21 protein-coding genes, 6 tRNA genes and 1 pseudogene are annotated in these 21,556 nt (G+C 31.0%); 26 read left to right on the top strand and 2 right to left on the bottom strand.

Features of this window, described 5'->3' with window-relative positions; translation table 11 throughout:
* On the bottom strand, positions 1-263 hold a 263-nt coding region (locus K324_RS15565), incomplete at its 3' end, for a transposase zinc-binding domain-containing protein (RefSeq protein WP_211231553.1).
* Between the two features lie 150 nt (positions 264-413).
* On the opposite strand from K324_RS15565, the gene K324_RS0108215 reads away from it, so the two are divergent.
* The 26 genes from K324_RS0108215 to K324_RS0108090 all read left to right on the top strand — a co-directional run bounded on the left by K324_RS0108215 (position 414) and on the right by K324_RS0108090 (position 21,019).
* Positions 414-499: transfer RNA gene (locus K324_RS0108215), tRNA-Leu, on the top strand.
* A gap of 528 nt (positions 500-1,027) precedes the next feature.
* Positions 1,028-2,356, top strand: a complete 1,329-nt coding sequence (miaB, locus tag K324_RS0108210; protein WP_026748735.1) for a tRNA (N6-isopentenyl adenosine(37)-C2)-methylthiotransferase MiaB — start codon at positions 1,028-1,030, stop codon at positions 2,354-2,356.
* Positions 2,357-3,814, top strand: a complete 1,458-nt coding sequence (rho, locus tag K324_RS0108205; protein ID WP_084533597.1) for a transcription termination factor Rho — start codon at positions 2,357-2,359, stop codon at positions 3,812-3,814.
* 21 nt (positions 3,815-3,835) lie between these two features.
* The gene (locus K324_RS0108200) at positions 3,836-4,117 is read left to right on the top strand and encodes a cupin domain-containing protein (protein WP_026748733.1); all 282 of its coding nucleotides are present in this window, start codon (positions 3,836-3,838) and stop codon (positions 4,115-4,117) included.
* A gap of 327 nt (positions 4,118-4,444) precedes the next feature.
* Positions 4,445-4,521, top strand: a tRNA-Pro gene (locus tag K324_RS0108195).
* Between the two features lie 11 nt (positions 4,522-4,532).
* Positions 4,533-4,608 (top strand) — tRNA-Gly (locus tag K324_RS0108190).
* Positions 4,609-4,643: 35 nt separating this feature from the next.
* Positions 4,644-4,719, top strand: a tRNA-His gene (locus tag K324_RS0108185).
* A gap of 8 nt (positions 4,720-4,727) precedes the next feature.
* Positions 4,728-4,803, top strand: a tRNA-Lys gene (locus K324_RS0108180).
* A gap of 23 nt (positions 4,804-4,826) precedes the next feature.
* Positions 4,827-4,910: transfer RNA gene (locus K324_RS0108175), tRNA-Leu, on the top strand.
* A 165-nt stretch (positions 4,911-5,075) separates the two neighbouring features.
* Positions 5,076-5,828, top strand: coding sequence for a tRNA pseudouridine(38-40) synthase TruA (gene truA / locus K324_RS0108170; RefSeq protein WP_026748732.1), 753 nt, complete (start codon positions 5,076-5,078; stop codon positions 5,826-5,828).
* Between the two features lie 160 nt (positions 5,829-5,988).
* Complete coding sequence (locus tag K324_RS0108165; protein ID WP_026748731.1) at positions 5,989-6,459, top strand: GNAT family N-acetyltransferase; 471 nt, start codon at positions 5,989-5,991, stop codon at positions 6,457-6,459.
* Positions 6,460-7,193: 734 nt separating this feature from the next.
* Positions 7,194-8,204: a heat-inducible transcriptional repressor HrcA gene (hrcA, locus tag K324_RS0108160; RefSeq protein ID WP_006805786.1), complete on the top strand. Its 1,011-nt coding sequence runs from the start codon at positions 7,194-7,196 to the stop codon at positions 8,202-8,204.
* 24 nt (positions 8,205-8,228) lie between these two features.
* On the top strand, positions 8,229-8,816 hold the full coding sequence (grpE, locus tag K324_RS0108155; protein WP_026748730.1) for a nucleotide exchange factor GrpE: 588 nt from the start codon (positions 8,229-8,231) through the stop codon (positions 8,814-8,816).
* A gap of 19 nt (positions 8,817-8,835) precedes the next feature.
* Positions 8,836-9,516 carry a hypothetical protein gene (locus K324_RS0108150; RefSeq protein WP_155283127.1) on the top strand — a complete coding sequence of 227 codons (681 nt, stop codon included), beginning with the start codon at positions 8,836-8,838 and terminating at the stop codon, positions 9,514-9,516.
* 23 nt (positions 9,517-9,539) lie between these two features.
* A complete protein-coding gene (gene dnaK / locus K324_RS0108145) occupies positions 9,540-11,363 on the top strand; it encodes a molecular chaperone DnaK (RefSeq protein WP_026748728.1) in 1,824 nt (607 codons plus the stop codon).
* A gap of 136 nt (positions 11,364-11,499) precedes the next feature.
* Positions 11,500-11,751 (top strand): AbrB/MazE/SpoVT family DNA-binding domain-containing protein, encoded by a 252-nt coding sequence (locus K324_RS0108140; RefSeq protein WP_018450842.1) that lies wholly within the window; start codon positions 11,500-11,502, stop codon positions 11,749-11,751.
* Positions 11,745-12,074 carry a type II toxin-antitoxin system PemK/MazF family toxin gene (locus K324_RS0108135; RefSeq protein WP_026748727.1) on the top strand — a complete coding sequence of 110 codons (330 nt, stop codon included), beginning with the start codon at positions 11,745-11,747 and terminating at the stop codon, positions 12,072-12,074. The genes K324_RS0108140 and K324_RS0108135 overlap by 7 nt, the downstream gene beginning before the upstream one ends.
* Positions 12,075-12,152: 78 nt before the next feature.
* Entirely contained in the window at positions 12,153-13,034 is an 882-nt protein-coding gene (locus K324_RS0108130; protein ID WP_026748726.1) for an aldose 1-epimerase family protein, read from the top strand.
* A gap of 197 nt (positions 13,035-13,231) precedes the next feature.
* Positions 13,232-13,738 (top strand): hypothetical protein, encoded by a 507-nt coding sequence (locus K324_RS0108125; RefSeq protein ID WP_026748725.1) that lies wholly within the window; start codon positions 13,232-13,234, stop codon positions 13,736-13,738.
* A gap of 163 nt (positions 13,739-13,901) precedes the next feature.
* Complete coding sequence (gene dnaJ / locus K324_RS0108120) at positions 13,902-15,071, top strand: molecular chaperone DnaJ (RefSeq protein WP_026748724.1); 1,170 nt, start codon at positions 13,902-13,904, stop codon at positions 15,069-15,071.
* 102 nt (positions 15,072-15,173) lie between these two features.
* The gene (locus K324_RS0108115; protein WP_026748723.1) at positions 15,174-15,758 is read left to right on the top strand and encodes a biotin transporter BioY; all 585 of its coding nucleotides are present in this window, start codon (positions 15,174-15,176) and stop codon (positions 15,756-15,758) included.
* A gap of 662 nt (positions 15,759-16,420) precedes the next feature.
* Positions 16,421-17,095, top strand: a complete 675-nt coding sequence (locus K324_RS0108110) for a metal-dependent transcriptional regulator (protein ID WP_026748722.1) — start codon at positions 16,421-16,423, stop codon at positions 17,093-17,095.
* Positions 17,088-18,023 (top strand): metal ABC transporter solute-binding protein, Zn/Mn family, encoded by a 936-nt coding sequence (locus K324_RS0108105; RefSeq protein ID WP_026748721.1) that lies wholly within the window; start codon positions 17,088-17,090, stop codon positions 18,021-18,023. The genes K324_RS0108110 and K324_RS0108105 overlap by 8 nt, the downstream gene beginning before the upstream one ends.
* Positions 18,024-18,180: 157 nt before the next feature.
* On the top strand, positions 18,181-18,957 hold the full coding sequence (locus K324_RS0108100; RefSeq protein WP_026748720.1) for a metal ABC transporter ATP-binding protein: 777 nt from the start codon (positions 18,181-18,183) through the stop codon (positions 18,955-18,957).
* 1 nt (position 18,958) lies between these two features.
* Complete coding sequence (locus K324_RS0108095) at positions 18,959-19,915, top strand: metal ABC transporter permease (RefSeq protein ID WP_026748719.1); 957 nt, start codon at positions 18,959-18,961, stop codon at positions 19,913-19,915.
* Positions 19,916-19,918: 3 nt separating this feature from the next.
* Complete coding sequence (locus K324_RS0108090) at positions 19,919-21,019, top strand: metal ABC transporter permease (protein WP_026748718.1); 1,101 nt, start codon at positions 19,919-19,921, stop codon at positions 21,017-21,019.
* Positions 21,020-21,328: 309 nt separating this feature from the next.
* Here K324_RS0108090 and K324_RS16235 read toward each other — a convergent pair.
* Positions 21,329-21,556, bottom strand: a pseudogene (locus K324_RS16235) (IS110 family transposase); the annotation flags it as partial.

Genomic DNA, 21,556 nt, shown 5'->3' with positions numbered 1-21,556 from the left:
CTAGAGTACTTGTAACCACAAGAAGGACAGAGCTTAGACTTACAAGTAATAGGGAACAGGTGTGTAACGGGACAGTGAGGACATTTGAACTTGACAAAACCTTTTGAAATATCCCTGCAGGCAAGAAATTTATCAATGGAAAGTTTAATATGTTCAAGGTGACTGTCGCCAATATTATTTTTCTTGCAAAATTTTAAGGAATCTAGTAAAATATTGTTGTTACTGAAAATATATTTCAGTTTATTTTGTGTAATGTTTATCATAAATATATTATACAAAAAAATCAGCCGAATTTCTATTCGGCTTTTTTTATAAATAAATATATAAATTAATGAAAAATGTCAAAAAAATTTTTAAAATGAGTTGACAAAGTCAAAAAAATATATTATACTAGATAGGTAATCTAAAAATATGCCCGAGTGGTGAAATTGGTAGACGCAACGGACTCAAAATCCGTCGATTTTATATCGTGCCGGTTCGACTCCGGCCTCGGGCACCAATAATATAATTAAATTTTTTCATAATAAATTGCACTCTACATTCCTAGAGTGTTTTTTATTGTATTAAATTATTTCTTTAAGTTTAATACTATTTCTATTAAAAAAAAATCAAAATAAAATACTATAATAATTAATTTGATAGCTTTGCTTAAAAAATCAAATCTAATTTTTAAGTATCCATATAAGGGATTCTTATTTAAAAAACTATTATTAATCATAACGCTTATAAATAAAATTATAAAAGTCTTTAAGGTGGATGATTAAGGATAAATTTTTAAATAAGTTAATAAAAAAATCTATTATAGAATAACTGTTAATTAAAGAAAAGAATAAAATTTTCTTGAAATTCTAAAATAAAAATGATACCATTATGATAAGAGAAAATAAACTTGAAAAATAAGGATTTATGCTTGGATAGTGAAGGCTATTTAAGTGGCAAGAAATATATCAATTTAGACAATTCAAAAGCTATTCGAGAAAAACAAAAAATTTTTTAAAGAAATAGAACAAAATTTGGAGGGAAAACAGTGGAAAAGAGAGCAACAATAATAACTTATGGTTGTCAGATGAATGTAAATGAGAGTGCAAAAATGAAACAGATGTTACAGACAATGGGATACAGTATGACAGAGGATATTGAAAATACAGATCTGGTATTTTTGAATACGTGTACAGTAAGAGAAGGTGCGGCTGTTAAGGTTTATGGAAAACTTGGGGATTTGAAAAGAATAAAGGAAGAAAAAGATGGGAATATGATTATTGGGGTTACAGGGTGTCTTGCTCAGGAAGTGAGGGATGAATTTATTAAAAAGACGCCTTATGTGGATTTGGTGCTCGGAAATCAGAATATTGGGAGAATACCTGATATTCTGGAAAGAATTGAAGCTGGGGAAGAAACACATATTGTCATGGTGGATGATGAGGATGAATTGCCGACGAGAGTTGATGCTGACTTTGGTGATGATATTGTGGCTTCAATTTCCATTACGTATGGATGCAATAACTACTGTACATTCTGTATTGTGCCGTATGTACGTGGAATGGAGCGTTCTGTACCGCTTAATGAGGTGGTTAGGGATGTTGAGCAATATACAAAGAAAGGATATAGAGAGATATTGTTCTTGGGACAGAATGTAAATTCATATGGAAGCGATTTTGCAAATGGAGAAGATAATTTTGCGGAATTATTGGAGCAAAGTGCGAATGTGGAAGGAGATTTCTGGATAAAATATGTTTCACCTCATCCAAAAGACTTTAGTGATGAAGTAATAGATACAATTGCAAGAAATCCGAAAATAGCTAGGATGCTGCATTTACCATTGCAATCTGGCTCTACAAAAATTCTGGACGCAATGAACAGAGGATACACAAAAGAGGAGTTTATCGCACTTGCTAGGAAAATTAAGGAAAGAGTGCCTGATATTGGGCTTACGACTGATATTATTGTAGGTTTTCCAGGGGAAACAGATGAGGATTTTCAAGATACGATGGATGTTGTGAATGAAGTTGGATTTGAAAATGCGTTTATGTTTATGTACTCCAAAAGAACAGGAACTCCTGCGGCTACGATGGGTGATCAAGTTGATGAGCAGGTAAAAAATGAGAGATTGCAGCAACTTATGAGATTGCAGAATATGAAAGCAAAAGAGGAAAGTCAGAAATATCTTGGAAAAATTGTCAAGGTGCTTGTGGAAGGACCGAGCAGAAAAAATCCTGAAATGCTGACTGGAAGAAGTTCGACACATAAAATAGTTTTATTTAAAAGTGACAGAAAAGATTTAAAAGGACAATTTGTAAATACAAGAATTTATGATGCAAAAACATGGACATTATATGGAGAGTTGGTGGAGGAATAAATGACGAAGAAAGAAAAGGAAGTAGAAATAGAAACGAGGAAAAAACAGCAAGAGCAGATTGAACCTGCAAAAAAGAAAAGAGGACGTCCAAAAGCGTCTGAATCAAAGGAGGTTACGGAAATTAGCGAAAACTTGGAAGAAAAAAAACAAATTGAAAAAGAAGAGGAAACAGTTAAAAAAAATAGTTCAGAAAATTTGAGTTCTGAAGAGGAAATGATAAAGGATATTCTTTCGCAAAATGTGACTAAACTAAAAAAAATGGCAAAGGAATACAAAATTGAAAATTTTTCAGGAATGTCAAAACTTGAATTAATAAATGCAATTTTGATTGAAAAAGGGAAGGAAAGAGGAAAAACTTATGGATTTGGGAAACTGGATGTAATTGGTGACGGAAATTATGGTTTTTTAAGAGATACTTCAATTGGCCCCGATGTTTATGTTTCAATTTCTCAAATAAAAAGATTTTTCTTAAGAAATGAAGATATTGTATTTGGGGAACTGAGAATTCCGATTGGAACAGAAAAAAATTATGGGATTTTAAAAGTGTTGCTAGTAAATGGGGATTTACCTGAAAAATCACTGGAACGTCCATATTTTGATGATTTAGTTCCATCGTATCCAGATGAAAAGCTAAATTTGGGAAGCGGAGAAATCTCTTCAAGGATTATTGATTTAATTTCGCCGATTGGAAAAGGGCAGAGGGGGCTTATAGTTGCACCGCCAAAAGCTGGGAAAACTGTACTTCTTTCCACACTTGCAAATGATATTATAAAATATAATCCAGAAATTGATGTATGGATTTTGTTAATTGATGAGCGTCCTGAGGAAGTTACGGACATTAAGGAAAATGTAAAAGATGCAGAAGTGTATTCGGCGACTTTTGATGAAGATCCGAGGGTACACACAGAAGTTACTGAAAATGTGCTGCAAATGGCAAAAAGACAAGTGGAACGTGGGAAGGACATATTAATTCTGATGGACAGCCTGACAAGATTAGCACGTTCATATAACATAACTATTCCGTCCAGCGGGAAATTAATTTCAGGGGGAATTGATCCAAATGCCCTTTATTATCCAAAAAGATTTTTAGGAGCAGCCAGAAATATAAAAAAAGGTGGAAGTTTGACAATTATTGCAACTGCCCTTATTGAAACGGGAAGCAGAATGGATGAAGTAATTTTCGAAGAATTTAAAGGGACAGGAAATATGGAAATTATTTTAAGCCGAACACTTGAGCAGCTAAGAATATTTCCAGCAATTGATGCACTAAAAAGTGGGACAAGACGTGAAGAACTGTTAATTCCAAAAGAAAATCTGGAAAAAATCTGGAAGTTACGGAGAGAACTGAGTGAAATGTCAGATGTTGAAGGGATGAGAAACTTAATTGAGCTTGTAAAAAAATATAAAAGCAATGAAGAATTGTTAGAAAATTTGTACAAAAGTAAAAAAACTAAGTAGAATATAAAATGGGAGAGAAAAATGTTTGGAAATGTAAAAAATGAGGCAGGATTATTGTTTACTGGAGAAAATTTTAAATTAGTAAAGAAAATTTTGAAAAAGGATGAAAAAATAGCTAAGCACAATCACGAAAACGAAGAAATTATTTTTATAGTCCTGAAAGGGAAAATGGAAATGTTCCTGAATGAAACTGAAAAGCATGTTTTAGCACCAGGAGATATTTTACATTTTGATGGAAGAAATTTTATTAATGGGAGTGCATTGGAAGATTCTGAAGTAAGTGTAACATTAGTAAAAAAATAATAGATATATGTGAGGGTGTCTCATAAGTCAAAAATAATTTCACTAACATAAATGTTATATATTTTTAAAAATCAACAGATATTATTTTTATTGATTTTATAAATATAGTAAAATATATAAATTTATGATTTAGTAATTTTATTTACTTTATGAGATAGCCCCTATTTTAGTTGAAAATATGTATAAAATAAGCTAAAAGACTGGATTTAGACAAAAAATTCAAGAAAAAATGAAATTATCGTAAAAAAAGTGTTGACATTCATTTTAATTTATGATATTATATTTCTTGTCTGAGAGTAATTGGAAGATAAAGGTTATTCTTTAGAGCGGTGTATAGCGCAGCTCGGTAGCGCACCTGCCTTGGGAGCAGGGGGTCGTAGGTTCAAATCCTACTACACCGACCATTATAGATTTTGCGGGAGTAGCTCAGTTGGTAGAGCGTCAGCCTTCCAAGCTGAATGTCGCGAGTTCGACCCTCGTCTCCCGCTCCATTTTATTTATAAGGATAAATTTTTATAGATATATGGTGACTGTAGTTCAGTTGGTAGAGCGCCAGTTTGTGGCACTGGTTGTCGCGGGTTCAAGTCCCGTCAGTCACCCCATTAATAATGAGCCATTAGCTCAGTCGGTAGAGCACTTGACTTTTAATCAAGGTGTCACTGGTTCGATCCCAGTATGGCTCACCATTTAAAAATTTAATAATGAATTTGCGAGAGTGGCGAAATTGGTATACGCACTAGACTTAGGATCTAGCGTCTTCGACATGTGGGTTCGAGTCCCACCTTTCGCACCATTTGAAAATTAAAATTACCGATAGATACGAGAGCAGAAATTGCTCTTTTTTTTGTAATTTATGCTAAACTTCATTAAAATAGAACTGCTATAAATGGGAAATAGTATTAGATTGTAAAATATACCTTTTAAAATAAGTTATTAGATAAAGAAAAAAGAGGGAAAAATGGAAAAAAGAAATGCGAAGATGATTTATCAGTATGATGGGAGTAAATTTTGTGGATTTCAGAGACAAAATGCAATGAAAACGGTACAAGGGGAAATTGAGAAAGTTATTTTCAGGACATTTTCACAAAAGATAAATATGATTTCATCTGGGAGGACTGATAAGGGCGTTCATGCGATGGAACAGGTTTCTAATTTTGTGATTGATAGCAAAATTCCGCTTGAGGCGATAAAAAAGCAGATTAATAAATGCCTGAAAGGTGAAATCAAAGTTTTAAATATTGAGGAGGCAGATAAAAAATTTAATGCGAGGTTTGATGCAAAAAGTCGAACTTATTTGTATATTATGAGGGCTGAGGAGGATATTACGCCGTTTGAGGCGAATTATGTGACTGGGTTGAGGAAAAGTGTGGATGTGGAAAAATTTCAGGAAATAATGGATGATTTTGTGGGGAAGTATGATTTTAGCAGCTTTATGAAAAAGGACAAGGCTTATAGGAATCCTGTGAGAGAAATTGTCTATATAAAATGTTATTATGATGAAAAAATTGGTGAAAAGCAGGTAAATGTGGAAATCTGCGGGAATGGATTTTTGAAAACAATGGTTAGAATTATGATTGGCTCAGCACTTGCAGTTTATTTTGGTAATGAAGAAAAAGATTATATTAGGAAAAAATTGGAAAATCCCAATGCTGATTGTAAGAAAATTTTAGCGGCTTCGGAAGGGTTATATCTGTATAAGGTGAGTTATTAAAATCAAATTTAATTTTTAAGTATCCATATAAGGGATTCTTATTTAGAATTTGAAAAACTATTATTAATCAGAATATTTATAAACTAAAATTATAAACAAATATAAGGTAGTTTTGTGATAAAATAAATGTGTGAAGAATTAACGAGAAAGGATGATTTCTATGGAAAAGAATTATAAGATTAGAATATTGGATGCGAAAAAAGATTCGGATTTATTATTTAAGATTGTTGAGCATGAGAATGAGGTTTTTGGGGAGGCGACAGTTGGGAACTGGAATATTAAGCCATTTACGAAATATGGGAAAGTTTTTGCAATGCTGAGTAATGATGAAAAAGAGGAATTGATGTCGGTTATTGAAGTTTTGAGCAGTTTTAACAGGGAAATGGCTTATGTTTATGGGGTTTCGACTGTGCCGAAGTTTGAAAGAAATGGGTATGCAAGAATACTGCTTCAGTATGTAATGGAAACCTTGAAGGAAATGGGAATAAAGAAAATAGAACTTACTGTCGATATGGATAATTTTACTGCGAAAAGAATTTATGAGGGACTGGGCTTTGAAATAGTAGGAACTTTGGATAACGAGTATGGGGATAATATTGAAAGATACTTAATGAGATATTTAGTGAAATAGTCTTTGAAAATCGAGTAAAATGCCTTGTTAAAAATAAAAGATATTAAGTTGTTGAACATATTTAATTTTTAAATAATAGAGATTAGTTAAAGTTATTTTTTTAAGAATTTAATATAAATATATAAAATCTGCTCTCTATTTCAAAATAGGAGTCAAAATGGAATGATAAAAGAAAGAATGCAAGAGTCATATTTTATGGATTACTGAAAATTTTGGTGGGAAATAAATTTGATTTTTGTATTTTTTTTTAGATATTTTGATTAATAAATATTTTTTCATATTACTATGTTTTTTCTTTTTTATTTTCGTAAGATTGCTCATTGCCGCAAACTCTATAGTCTATGGCTAGGCTACGACATTTTTCTATACTGACAAAAAACTTGCTATGCTCAAACAATTTTGCCAGCACAAAAAAATGCTCCGACGGATTAGTTTATACTAGACTATGTTTAAAAAATGAAAATTATATTTTAATTATTTGAAAATATTAGATTTTTATTCTTTGCTAGAAAAGTTTATAATAAATCCGCTATTTAAAAGGGGTTTAGCATTATTTTTTTATTATAAAAAAATTTAAAAAATAAACTTAAAAAATTCAGTATTTATAGCACTTCCCTTAATATTATAAAAAATTTTTAAAAAAAGTGTTGACAAATTTTAAAAAATGTAATATTATATATTATAGCTAGCAACCTGATACAGAGAGTGCTAACAACAAAAAGGAAGGTGCCGAGATGAATGATAGGGAGCAATTAATTTTAAAGGCTATTATCAAGCATTATCTGGAATTTGGTGAAAGTGTAGGATCACGGACGCTGGAGAAAAAGTATAACATTGGAGTGTCGTCAGCGACTATCCGAAATACAATGGCAGATTTGGAAGATAAGGGCCTAATTGTAAAAACACATACATCTTCTGGACGTATTCCGACAAGTGAAGGATATAAGCTGTATGTCGATGAGCTTTTGAAAATTAGAGATATTTCTCAGGAGGAAAAGGCGAAGGTCATGCAGGCGTACAATAAGAGGATGAATCAAATTGATACGATATTTGAGGAAACATCTAGATTATTGTCAAAAATTAGTCAATATGCCGGGGTTGTATTAGAGCCGGCGTTTACGCAGGAAGGTGTAAAAAAGGTAAAACTGGTACATATTAATGAAACGACAGTACTTGCTGTAGTTATAATGAATTCTTCCCTTACAAAAAATTTAAATATCTTTCTGGAAAATCCTGTAACTGAAAATGAAGTGGAAGCAATAAATAGTTTTTTAAATGAAAAAATTGCGAACAGTGAGTATTTTACATTATCTGACTTAAAAGATTTTTTCACGAATACAAATTTATTTATGCAAAGCGATTTTCAGGATAATATGATTTCCGATGAAGGAAAATTGTTTTTTGAAGGTGGAACGAATCTCATTGAAAATAACGCATCTGATGTAATGAACCTTATAAATCGGGTAAAACTGTTTAATAATCCGAATGATTTACGGAATGTGTTTGCACAGTTTTTACAGATGGAGGAATTTAAAGATAGAGAAGTGAATGTAATTTTCGGAGAAGATTTGAACATTGCAGGACTTGAGGATTTCTCATTTGTGTTCTCGGTTTATACGCTTAATAATGCGAAGGGGATTATCGGTGTGATTGGACCAAAACGAATGGAATATTCAAAGACGGTTGGACTCGTTGAATATGTAGCAGAAGAAGTAAATCAGTTATTAAATCAAAAAAATAAATAATAAGAAGGAGAGTGGGTTTTTTAAATGGCGGAAAAAGATTTGGAAAAGGAAAATTTGGAAGGTGAAGCTGTACAGAATGAAGCAGTTGAAGAACAAAATGAAAATGTAGAAAGTCAAGAGGTTGAAAAAAGTGCAGAAGAAACTTCTGATAATTGTGATGATAAAGTAAAGAAATTAGAAGCTGAACTTGAAGAATGGAAAAATTCATATACAAGAAAGTTAGCTGAATTTCAAAACTTTACCAAAAGAAAAGAAAACGAAGTTGCAGAAATGAGAAAATACGCTTCTGAAGGAATTATCGTAAAATTGCTTGACAATATAGATAATCTGGAAAGAGCGGTTGACGCATCGAAGGAAAGCCAAAACTTTGATTCATTAATCGAAGGAGTTAATATGATTTTGAATAATCTAAAAAATCTGTTGACAGAAGAAGGCGTAGAAGAAATTGAAGCGGCAGGAAAAGAGTACGATCCTTACGAACATAAAGCAATGATTACTGAAAACAAAGAGGAACTGGATGACAACGTGGTTGTGCAAGTTTTCCAAAAAGGGTACAAAATGAAAGGGAAAGTTGTAAGGCCTGCGATGGTAACGGTTAATAAGAAGAAATAATATTTAGTTGAGGTAATTTATGAATTTTTTGAGTTTGATTGTTGGTGGGAGTGCCTTAATGGTTTTATGGGTAATTTGGCTAAAAATTGAAAATAAAATAGATTATACACAAAAACAAATAGAATTGAATATTTTTGATCAAAATCTTGTTTACATAGATTGGAAAAGTATTTGGTTATATCCCAAACGCCATAGAAGAATTTTAGAATTATATAAACCAGATGAAATTATTGAAACATCAGCCTCTCCGACAGGTTTTATAAAAATAAAAATGGATTTAAATAATTTTAAAACTACTGATAAACCACGAGTAATACAAAATGGTGTTGATGTTCAAGGTAATGCTTTAAATAAAAAAGTTTATTTATACTCATACGAAGTATATGATCCCTCTTCTAATTCTAATAGGTTAGAAGTGATAAATGTTATAAAAGTATTTATTGATAGCATTGGTATTGGTAGTGTTAATATAGGTGAGATAAATAACTACGAGATTAAATGGACTCAAATTAATGAAAAAGTTGAGTATATATCACAAATTCTTGAAAAAGAAGACTACAATGGGAAAGAGCAAGAATTGGAAGGTTTAATAAAAACTGCGATAGAATTAGTAAAAAGTATTCCAATTCCATATATGAGAACCATAGTAACTAGTTTAGAACTTTTATATAAAATGATAAATTATAGTAAAAATAAATGAAAATTTAAAGGAGAATGATAGATATGAGTAAAATAATAGGAATAGATTTAGGGACAACAAACAGCTGCGTGGCAGTTATGGAAGGTGGAAACTTTTCGATTATACCAAATTCTGATGGTGGGAGAACTACTCCGTCAGTTGTAAATATTAAAGATAATGGGGAAATTATTGTAGGGGAAATTGCAAAAAGACAGGCTATTACAAATCCTGATTCAACTGTAATTTCGATTAAAACTCACATGGGTGAAAATTACAAAGTGGATATTGAAGGAAAAAGTTATACTCCACAAGAAATTTCAGCAATGATTTTGAAAAAATTGAAAAAGGATGCTGAAGCATATTTAGGAGAAAGTGTTACAGAAGCTGTAATTACGGTGCCTGCATACTTCACAGATGCACAAAGACAAGCTACAAAGGATGCTGGAGAAATTGCTGGACTTAAAGTTCAAAGAATTATAAATGAGCCAACAGCGGCTGCATTATCTTATGGATTAGACAAGAAAAAAGAAGAAAAAGTATTAGTATTTGACTTGGGTGGAGGTACATTTGACGTATCTGTGCTTGAAATTGGAGATGGAGTTGTGGAAGTTATTTCGACTTCTGGAAATAACCACTTAGGTGGAGATAATTTCGATCAAAAAATTATTGACTGGTTAGCTGACGAATTTAAAAAAGAAACTGGAATTGACTTGAGAAATGATAAGATGGCAATCCAAAGATTGAAAGATGCGGCAGAAGATGCTAAGAAAAAATTATCAACAACATTAGAAACTCAAATTTCATTACCATTTATCACAATGGACGCAACAGGGCCTAAACATTTGGAGAAAAAATTGACTCGTGCAGCATTTGATGAATTGACAAAAGACTTGGTAGAAGCAACTAAAGGGCCAGTAAAACAAGCGTTGGAAGATGCTGATTTAAGTCCTAACGAAATTGATGAAGTATTGCTAGTTGGAGGTTCTACAAGAATTCCGGCGGTTCAAGAATGGGTAAAATCTTTCCTAGGAAAAGAACCTAACAAATCAATCAACCCTGATGAAGTAGTTGCGGCAGGAGCAGCAATTCAAGGTGGAGTGTTAATGGGAGACGTTAAAGACGTATTGTTATTAGACGTAACTCCATTATCATTAGGAATTGAAACTTTAGGTGGGGTATTCACTAAAATAATTGAAAGAAATACAACTGTACCAGTTAAAAAATCACAAGTGTTCTCAACAGCGGCTGATAACCAACCAGCAGTATCAATCAACGTATTGCAAGGGGAAAGAGCAAAAGCTGCAGACAACCACAAATTAGGAGAATTTAACTTGGAAGGAATCCCAGCAGCACCAAGAGGAATCCCTCAAATCGAAGTAACATTCGACATTGACGCAAACGGAATTGTACACGTTTCAGCGAAAGACTTAGGAACTGGAAAAGAAAATACAGTAACAATTTCTGGAAGTTCTAACTTGTCTAAAGACGACATTGAAAAAATGAAACGTGACGCAGAAGCAAACGAAGCAGAAGATGCTAAATTTAAAGAATTAGTAGAAGCTAGAAACCAAGCAGATCAATTGGTAATTTCTACTGAAAAAACTATAAAAGAAAACGAAGATAAACTTCAAGGAACTGAAAAAGAAGACATCGAAAAAGCAATCGAAGAGTTGAAAAAAGTAAAAGACGGAGATGACTTGGACGCAATCAGAAAAGGAATTGAAGACTTATCAAAAGCAGCACAAGGTTTCGCAACAAGAATGTACCAAGAAGCAGCTCAAGCTCACCAAGCACAAGGTGGAGAAGCAGCTGGAGAAAATAATAATTCTGGTGCTGACGATGTGGAAGATGCGGAAGTTGTGGATTAATTTAAGAAGTAGAAATTTAAAGTGAAAGATAGGATTGAGAAGGGGAATTAGTTCTCCTTCTTTTGTAAAAAATAATTGATTTTTTCATAAAAAAAAGTATATACTATGTATATACTTAATAGAAAGAGAGATTATTATGGCAGAGGTTTTAAAAATACAAAAATGGGGAAACAGTCAGGGAATAAGACTTCCTAAAAAAATATTGGAAATACTTGATTTAAAAGTAAATGATACTATTTTGATAGAAGAGGGAGATAATTGCCTTAAATTAAAAAAAATAAAAAAAGAAAAAAGAAAGACAATAAAGGAATTGTTTGCAAATTATAATGAGGATTATGAAAAACAGGAAATAGATTGGGGAGAACCAGTAGGTAAAGAGGTATGGTAAAACAAGGGGATATAATAAAGATAAATTTTAATCCGCAGATGGGACATGAACAAGCTGGATATCGTCCTGCGGTTATAGTAAGTAATGGTACTTTCAATAGGGTAACAAATTTAGTTTTAGTTTGTCCAATTACAGATTCAATAGACAAATTTCCGCTTCATATAAAATTAGACAATCGGACTGCTACGACGGGCATAATTTTATGTGAACACCTTAAATCTTTGGATATTAATAAAAGAAGTTATAAAATTATTGAAAAATTACCAGAGGATATTTTAGAAAAAGTCGTAGACATTATTTTTTCAGAAATAGAAATTGAATAAAAAAATAAATTTGAAATTGAGATAATAAAATTAAAAAATAAAAATAAATAAAAATTTTAAGAAAAGGATGTGTTAAAGATGGAAAGTACAGTAAGAACTTTAAAATGTGGAAGTGTTGAAATCGCAGTTGCTGATAGAGGGGCTGAATTGAGAAGTTACAAGGTAGATGGAGAAGAATTTATGTGGGATAGAAATCCTGAAATCTGGGCTGCCAGCTCACCTGTGTTGTTTCCGTTTGTAGGTAGCATAAAAAATGGAGTATACAATTATAAAGGGAAAGACTATGAAATCACTACACGACATGGATTTGCAAGAACAGAAGATTTTGATTTTGTTGAAAAAACTGAAAATTCTTTGAAATTTAGATTTTCTTCAAATAGTGAAACTTTAAAAAAATATCCGTTTGAATTTGATTTGTTTTTAACTTATACAGTTAATGACGGTATCTTGGAAATTGGATATGATGTTGTAAATAAAAATAATTCTGAGATGTATTTTTCACTAGGAACACATCCTGCATTTGCACTTAATGTGAACGATGGTCTAAAATTAGATGACTATTACTTGGAATTTGAAAAAAATGAAACTTCGCAAAAATATAAACTTACTAATAATGGGCTAGTTTTTGATGAAAAAGTTGATTATTTGAATAATACTAACAAGATTCAAATTACTGAAAATGTATTTGATGATGATGCAATAGTATTTGAAGGTTTAAAATCAGAAAAAGTTACAATAAAAAATAATAAAAATTCTAAAGAATTAAGCGTTGAATATAAAGGATTCCCGTATATTGCATTTTGGAGTAAGCCAAAAGCTCCTTATGTGTGTATAGAGCCTTGGTATGGAATTTCTGACTTTGAAAGTGCGAGCGGGAAATTGGAAGAAAAAATTGGAATTTTGAAATTGAAAGATGGAGAGGAATTTTTTGCAAAATTAGTTGTTGAAGGGAAAAAATAAAGAAAAATTTCAAATTTATATTGGTTTTATTGTAAATTTAGGTTATAATATATTTAATTAGCTTTAAAACCAATTATTAAATAATTATAATTTTTAGTATGGTATTTAAGGTTTAATATAAATTATATAAACTAAAAAATTATAAGTTCCAGCAATTAGAAAATATTTTTATGGAATTATAATAGAAGGAAGTTAAAATGTTAGATTTGCTAAAAAATGATTTAAAAAAATTTGCAATTTCTGTAGGTTCAGTAACGCTTGGAATGTTGTTTTCTAATCTTAATTTTGTTATTCCAGACTTTTCAGGAGTTTATTATGTGCTTATTCCATATTTTATAATTATATGGCTGATTTATTATGGTATTAATAAGGATAGGGCAGTAAAAGTAGGATTTGAAAGTGCAGTTATAGAAACTTTGTTAATGGTTGTAGTTTATATACTTCCATTTGATACAAATCTTAAATCATTTCTATATGGAGTGTTTGTGTATATTTTAATTAGTTCAATTTTTAATAAAATAAAAGAAGTTGGAAAATTCAAAGAAGCAGTAATAGGGGTGTTATATATTTTAATTGCTGTGGTAGTGGGTATTTTATATTTCAGATTTCCAGGTTCTATAATGTATTTTAAGGGTTTTGAAAATTTAAGTAATGAAATGTTGTTATTATTTAGTTTAGTAAGTCTGATTGGAAGTATTATATAATAATGGTTTATATTTAACTAACTAAGATTAATCAGTATTATGATTTAAGTAAAATAATTATAGTTTTTGAGTTTTATTTTAGAGTGATTTTACTATAATTTGTAAAAGTAAGAAAAATTAGAAAAATAAAAATTTGCAGAAGTGGAAAGGATAGAAATAGGAAATGGCAAAAAAAGATTATTATGAAGTGCTTGGCGTACCCAAAAACGCTTCGGAACAGGATATAAAAAAGGCGTATAGGAGTATGGCAAAAAAATATCATCCAGACAGAAACAAGGATAATCCTGAAGCTGAAGCCAAATTTAAGGAAGTACAGGAAGCAAATGAAGTATTAAGCGATCCACAAAAAAGGGCAGCTTATGATCAATATGGACATGCAGCATTTGAAAATGGGGGAGCTGGAGCAGGTGGCTTTGGTGGACAAGGTTTTGGAGGCTTTGGCGGTGCTGGTGGATTTGATTTTGAGGATTTAGGAGATATTTTTGGAAGTTTTTTTGGTGGAAGAAGTCGAAGTCAAGGGCCAAGAGTGCATCAGGGATCTGATTTGAGATATAACTTGAAATTAACGTTGGAAGATGTGGCTTTTGGTACAGAAAAAGAAATAAAATATAAAAGAGAAGGACAATGTAAGACTTGTCATGGAAGTGGTGCGGAACCTGGATACCATATGAAGACTTGTGATAAGTGTGGTGGTTCAGGACATATTAATATGCAGCAGAGAACAATGTTTGGAGTGCAAAGTGTAATTCAGGAATGTGATAAATGTCACGGAACAGGAAAGATGCCTGAGAAAGAATGCCACAGTTGTCATGGAACAGGCTTAGAAAAAGAAACATACACAAGAAAAGTAAGATTCCCGTCTGGTATTGAAACTGGACAAAGACTTGTTGTGAGGGAAGGTGGAAATGCTGGAGCAAATGGTGGAATCTTTGGGGACTTATATGTGTATATAACAGTTGAAAAACATGATATTTTTGAAAGAATAAGTGAGCATGATATTCATTGTGAAGTGCCTATAAAAATGACAACAGCTGTTTTAGGTGGGGAAGTGGAAGTTCCTACACTTAAAGGCAAGAAAAAAATAGTAATTCCTGAAGGAACTCAAAATGGAAAAATATTCAGATTGAGAAATGAAGGAATTAAGTACAGCCGAAGTGAAAACAGAGGAGATGAAATTGTCGAAATAAAAGTGGAAACACCAGTAAATCTTACTGATAAGCAAAAAGAAATCTTACGTGAATTTGATGGTTCATTAGATAATAAGAAAAATTTCAAAAAGGCACATACTTTTAAGGATAAAATAAAAAGATTTTTTAGTAAATTTGAAAATTGAAAAGTTTGGTGTATTATCAAGTAAGTGTAACAAAAATCACTTTATTGACTTTTAATATAACAAGTGTTATAATGTTGTAAATAAAAAAATGGAGGTTTTCTTATGAAACAGAATGCTTTAATTAACAATATTGTTAAAATTGAAACAAAAGAAAAAGAAATTGTAAAAAATGTTCTTTTAGTATTGGGTGGAGTAGTATTTCTAAGTTTAATGGCTCAAGTTATGATTCCATTACCTTATACTCCAGTACCGATAACACTTGGAACATTTGGAGTTACATTAATGGCATTACTATATGGTAGAAAATTAGGAACTGCTACTATACTTTCCTATGTTGCGGCAGGTAGTTTAGGTGCTCCAATTTTCGCTGGTGCTAAAGCAGGTTCTTTGTTTTCAGCAACAGGAGGATATATCTTAGGATACATTGTTTCTACAATTCTTTTAGGATATTTAGCTGATAAGGGAGTTACAAAATCTTACGTAAAAACAATTCTTTCGTTAATGCTTTCCAGTGCGATTATCTTGACATTAGGTGCATTGCAGTTATCGTTATTTGTAACTGGTAAAAATGCGTTTATGGTTGGTGTGTTGCCTTTCCTTCCAGGAGATGCGTTAAAATCAACTGCTGTAACATTACTTGTTCCAACACTGTGGAAATTTATTCCAAGAAAAGATAATAACAAATAATTAATCTATGAGTTATCTAAAAAGTTAAAAGTAAATAAAGATATTTAAGTATGTAAATTCCCGTTTTTTAGAAAAAAATTTAAACGGGAGTTTTTTTGTAACCAAAGTTACACTATTATTTTGAAAAAATATTATACAATACAGTTGGAGAAAAATTAACTTGAATTGATTTAGAAGAGTTATATATAAATATTTTGTTATAGCAGCTTCTATTTTGTATCTTTCGATTTAAAGCATATTTTTTAATATTTGGATAAAAAGCCTGATATTATTAAATATGCTATTTTTATATTTGAAATTACTTAATACTAAATCCTATTTAAAAAATAGAAATAAAATTTTATAACAATTAATTTGTTAGCTTTATTAAAAAAAATCAAATCTAATTTTTAATGGTTAATAAATTGTATAATAGCATAATTTTGTAAAAAAAACTTTAATTCCATAAATTTTCTGATTTCTACTATGCAAATATGTAATAGTATAAACTGATAAAAACTAAAAAAATTTAAGGTTTGGACAGAATAATTATAACTTCTGATTTGAATTAAAAAAATTATTAAAAGTATCTTGACAATCAAAGTATTTAGTGGTAATATAATATTGTTGTTAGGTAAGCCTAATTTTTGAATTAGGTTAAACTAAAATAGGAAGGAGTTGAGATGAGCAGAAGTATAGAAGATTATTTAAAGGGAATATATACTTTAAAAAAAAAGAAGGAATATTCCAATAAAAAACTTGCAGAATATTTAAATATCTCTCCAGCCTCAGTCAGCGAAATGATAAAAAAGCTGGTAAATGACGATTATTTAACTATTGACAAAAAAACAGTAAAACTTACTGAAAAAGGGAATGGATTTGCACTTGACATTATACGTAAACATAGGGTTTGGGAAGTTTTTTTATTTGAAAAGTTGGGATATGATAAGGAAGAAGTGCATAAAGAAGCGGAAATTCTGGAGCATGTAACAAGTGACAAGTTACTTCAAAAGCTGGAAAAATTCCTGTTTTATCCTAAGGAATGTCCACATGGCAGCCCAATTTTCTATGATGTAAAAAACTTCAATGAGGAAAATATTATAAAATTGTCTGAAGCTGAGGAAGATGACGAAATTGTTATACTAAGTGTAGAGGACAATATTGAATTATATGATTATCTGCGGGATTTGAATATAAATTTAAAGGAAGAATATATTGTGGAAAAAAAGGATCCGTTTGATGGGCCGATATATTTAAAAAGTAAAGCAAATAATGAAAAAGTAGTAGCTTTCAATGCAGCAACTATGATTAAAGTTTATAAAAAAAATGAAGATATGGAGGAAACAGATTATGAGTAAAAATAATGTACTTAAAAAATTGAATTTGGTAATTGCAGTATGTGTGGCAATGATGTTGTTAATATCTTGTGGAAAAGGTGGAGCTGCATCAGGGAAAAAAATAAAAGTTACAACAACAACAACAATGCTTTCTGATCTTGTAAAAACAATAGGTGGAGATAAAGTTGAAGTTACAGGGCTTATGGGTGAAGGAGTAGATCCGCATTTATACAGTGCCAGTGCAGGTGATATTGAAAAACTTGGAAATGCTGACATTATAGTGTATGGTGGATTGCACTTGGAAGGTAAAATGACAGAAATTTTTGAAAAATTAACTTCTCAAAACAAAAATATATTAAATGTTGGGGATAAACTGGATAAAAGTAAAATTCATTTAGTTGAAGAAAATACTCCTGATCCGCATGTATGGTTCAATACAGAATTATGGGAAAAGGAAGCTGAGGCAGTGGAAGCTGAATTAAGTAAATATGATCCTAAAAATAGTGATTATTACAAAGAAAACCTGAAAAAATATAAAGCTGAGCTAAATGAACTTACAACTTATGTAAAAACAAGAATTAATGAAATTCCTGAAAAAAGTAGAGTTCTTGTAACAGCTCACGATGCATTCAACTACTTTGGAGAACAATTTGGATTGGAAGTAAAAGCTATACAAGGTGTTTCTACAGATTCTGAAACTGGTACAAAAAATATAAGTGATCTGGCTAATTTCATAGTTGAAAGAAATATAAAAGCAATATTTGTAGAATCTTCTGTTCCGAAAAAAAGTATAGAAGCATTGCAGGAAGCTGTAAAGGCTAGAGGAAAAGAAGTTAAAATAGGTGGAGAATTGTACTCAGACTCATTGGGGGATGAAGCACATAACACTGAAACTTATATTAAAACAGTTAAGGCAAATGCAGATACAATTGTAAATGCATTAAAATAAAATCGGTAATTATTTTTATTAATTATATATAAAATAATTCAAAAAAACATAGCAGAATAATTTTAATTATCACTCCCCTTTTATTATGTAAAACATAAAAAAATTCCTTAAAGTTGTTTTGCTATGTTATAATTTTTAAATTTAGGAGAGAAGTAAAATGAATCAAAATGTTTCTGATGATGTTATTATAAAAGTTGAAGATTTAACAATAGCATATGAAGATAAACCTGTTTTATGGGATGTTGAGCTGGGTATCAAAAAAGGTATTCTTATGGCGATAGTGGGGCCGAATGGAGCTGGGAAATCTACTTTGATTAAGGCGATGCTTGATTTGATAAATCCTGTCACTGGCGAGGTGAAATTTTATAATGAAAAATACGGTAAAGTAAGGGATAAGATTGCTTATGTACCTCAGAGAGGAAGTGTTGACTGGGATTTTCCGACTACTGTGTTTGATGTTGTGGAAATGGGACGTTATGGAAAAGTTGGATGGTTAAAGAAAGTTAGAAAAATTGATAAGGAAAAAACAAAGGAAGCTATTCACAAAGTGGAAATGGATGAGTTCTCAGATAGACAGATAAGCCAGTTATCTGGTGGGCAGCAGCAGAGGGTGTTTTTGGCACGGGCATTGGTTCAGGATGCTGAGATATACTTTATGGATGAACCTTTTCAAGGTGTTGACAGTAAAACTGAAAAATCTATTGTAAATATTTTAAAAAAATTACGGGATGAGAAAAAAACTGTAATTGTTGTTCATCACGATTTACAAACAGTAAAGGATTATTTTGATTATGTAACATTTATAAATGTTTCTGTTATAGCTTCTGGGCCTGTGGAGGAAATTTTTACTCCTGAAAATATTGAAAAAACATACAAAAGTAAAAAATTAACTCAAAATAATAAAAATCAGTCTGAAATTGAAAAGGAGGATTAAAATGAACATATTAAATCTTCTTATAGCTGATCATACTTTTAGGACAGTTGCACTTGGTTGCTCACTGCTTGGAATGGTTTCTGGAATACTTGGATGCTTTGCAGTTTTGCGAAAGCAAAGTTTATTGGGAGATGCGGTTTCTCACGCTTCACTTCCTGGAGTTTGCCTGGCTTTTTTATTTACGAATGTGAAAAATACAGAAGTTTTGCTGCTAGGTGCGTTAATTACAGGAATTGTATGTATTGGTTTGATTCAATTAATTCAAAATTATACAAAAATAAAATTTGATAGTGCTTTGGCATTGATTTTATCTGTATTTTTTGGATTGGGATTAGTTTTACTTTCTTACTTGAATAAATTGCCGGGTGCGAATAAATCGGGATTAAATAAATTTATTTTTGGGCAGGCGTCAACATTTATTAAAAGAGATGTAAATATTATTCTGATTACCGGGATTGTTCTTCTAATTATAATTATTCTTTTCTGGAAGGAATTTAAAATTGTTTCATTTGACTCTGATTTTGCCAAGACATTGGGATTTCCAAGTAAAAAAATTGAAATATTGATTTCCGTATTGATTGTAACTACTGTAATAATCGGTATTCAGGCGGCAGGAGTAATTTTAATAAGTGCAATGCTTATTTCTCCGGCGGTTGCAGCACGGCAATGGACGGACAAACTTTCAATTATGGTAATTTTGGCAGCATTTTTTGGAGGAATATCAGGTTTGCTTGGAACTTTGATTAGTATAAGTGAAAGCAATTTGCCTACCGGGCCTGTTATCGTTATAATTATAAGCATAATCGTGATTATTAGTATTCTTTTTTCAAATAAAAGAGGGATTGTATTTAAAATTATAAGAAATCAGAAAAGAAAAAAAGAATTTAGGGAAAAGCTTGAAAATAAAAAAGCTGGATTAAATAATTTTAAAATAAATAATTTGGAAAGGGGGAAATAAATTATGGATTTTTCATTTGAAATACAGTTAATTGCAATAATGGTGGCAAGTGCCTGCTCAATTTTGGGAACATTTCTGGTTTTAAAAAGTATGGCGATGGTTTCAGATGCGATAACACATACTATTTTGCTTGGAATTGTAATAGCGTTTTTTGCAGTTCATGATTTGAACTCCCCTTTGCTAATCATTGGTGCGGGAATAGTTGGTGTTTTAACCGTTTACCTTGTGGAACTTCTTAATTCGACAAGGCTTGTCAAGGAAGATTCTGCAATTGGAGTGGTTTTCCCGCTGTTATTCAGTATTGCTGTAATTTTAATTTCAATGTATGCTGGAAATGTACATTTGGACGTTGATTCAGTATTGTTGGGAGAACTGGCATTCGCACCGTTTAATCGGGTACAGATATTTGACTTCAGTGTTGCAAAAGGGCTAGTTACAACTTTTGTAATATTTTTAATAAATGTATCTTTTGTTACTGTTTTTTTCAAGGAGTTAAAAATATCAGTATTTGACAAGGCTCTTGCAATAACACTTGGAATGAAGCCGGTATTAATTCACTATATGCTAATGTCGCTTGTATCAATGACGGCAGTGGCATCGTTTGAGGCAGTTGGTTCAATACTGGTAGTTGCCTTTATGATTGGGCCTCCAATTACAGCGTATTTATTGACAGATAAGTTAAAAGTAATGATTGGATTAAGCATCGTTCTAGGAGCTGTGGCAAGTGTGGCTGGATTTCATTTTGCAAGGCTTTTTGACATTTCAATCGCAGGAAGTATCGCAGTTGCAATCGGTATAATTTTTCTTTTAACATTGATATTCTCTCCAAGAAAAGGGCTAATTTTCACAATAAACCGAAAAAGAACTCAAAAAATGGTATTTTCAGTCAGAATTTTACTAATCCATTTATCAAACCACGTAAATACTAAGCAGGAAAAAGATGAATGTGGAATTGACACCATTGATAATCACTTACGTTGGAATAAAGGATTTTTGAATAAAGTTATTAAAAAAGCTAAAAAGGAAAAGTATATCTATGTAGACAGCAGTGTTTACAAACTTTCTGAAAAAGGAGAAAAATATTTGCAGTTAAATAATAGTTAATAATTAATTATCAGTCTTTGTATAGAGGCTGATTTTTTTTAATTTTTATTTTATTTAAAAATATCATATATTTTTTAAAAAACAATTATAATTTAAAAAATAATTAATAAATTAATTTTATATTATAATATATGGTGTATTTATTGACTTTTTATTTAATAAATGATATAATAAAAAAACTTAATTAAAAAGACTAACTATATAATGTCAAGTTTTTTTTCAAAAAAAAGCAAAAATTTTTTTTGAAGAATTTATGTAAATTTTTGCATAACAAAATAGATAATTTAATAATTTAAATTATTCAAATGATTAATTAATGGTATTTTTAAAAAGTTCGTTTTTAGTTTGTAAATGGTAAATAACTCTGACTAACTTTTTAACAACATGAGATATAGCGACACTAAAATGTTTGCCTTGAGAACGTTTTCTGGCAAGATGTTCCCTGAATACAGGACAGTAGATACTGGTTAGTCTTGCGGCGTTGTATAGAGCATATCTGAGTGCTTTTGAACCACGTTTTTCCATTTTAGCAGAGCT

Source organism: Leptotrichia trevisanii DSM 22070, from assembly GCF_000482505.1.
In the GTDB taxonomy this organism is placed as follows: domain Bacteria; phylum Fusobacteriota; class Fusobacteriia; order Fusobacteriales; family Leptotrichiaceae; genus Leptotrichia; species Leptotrichia trevisanii.
Note: the sequence above shows the minus strand (reverse complement) of the source record. Positions and strands in the feature narration are given on the sequence as shown.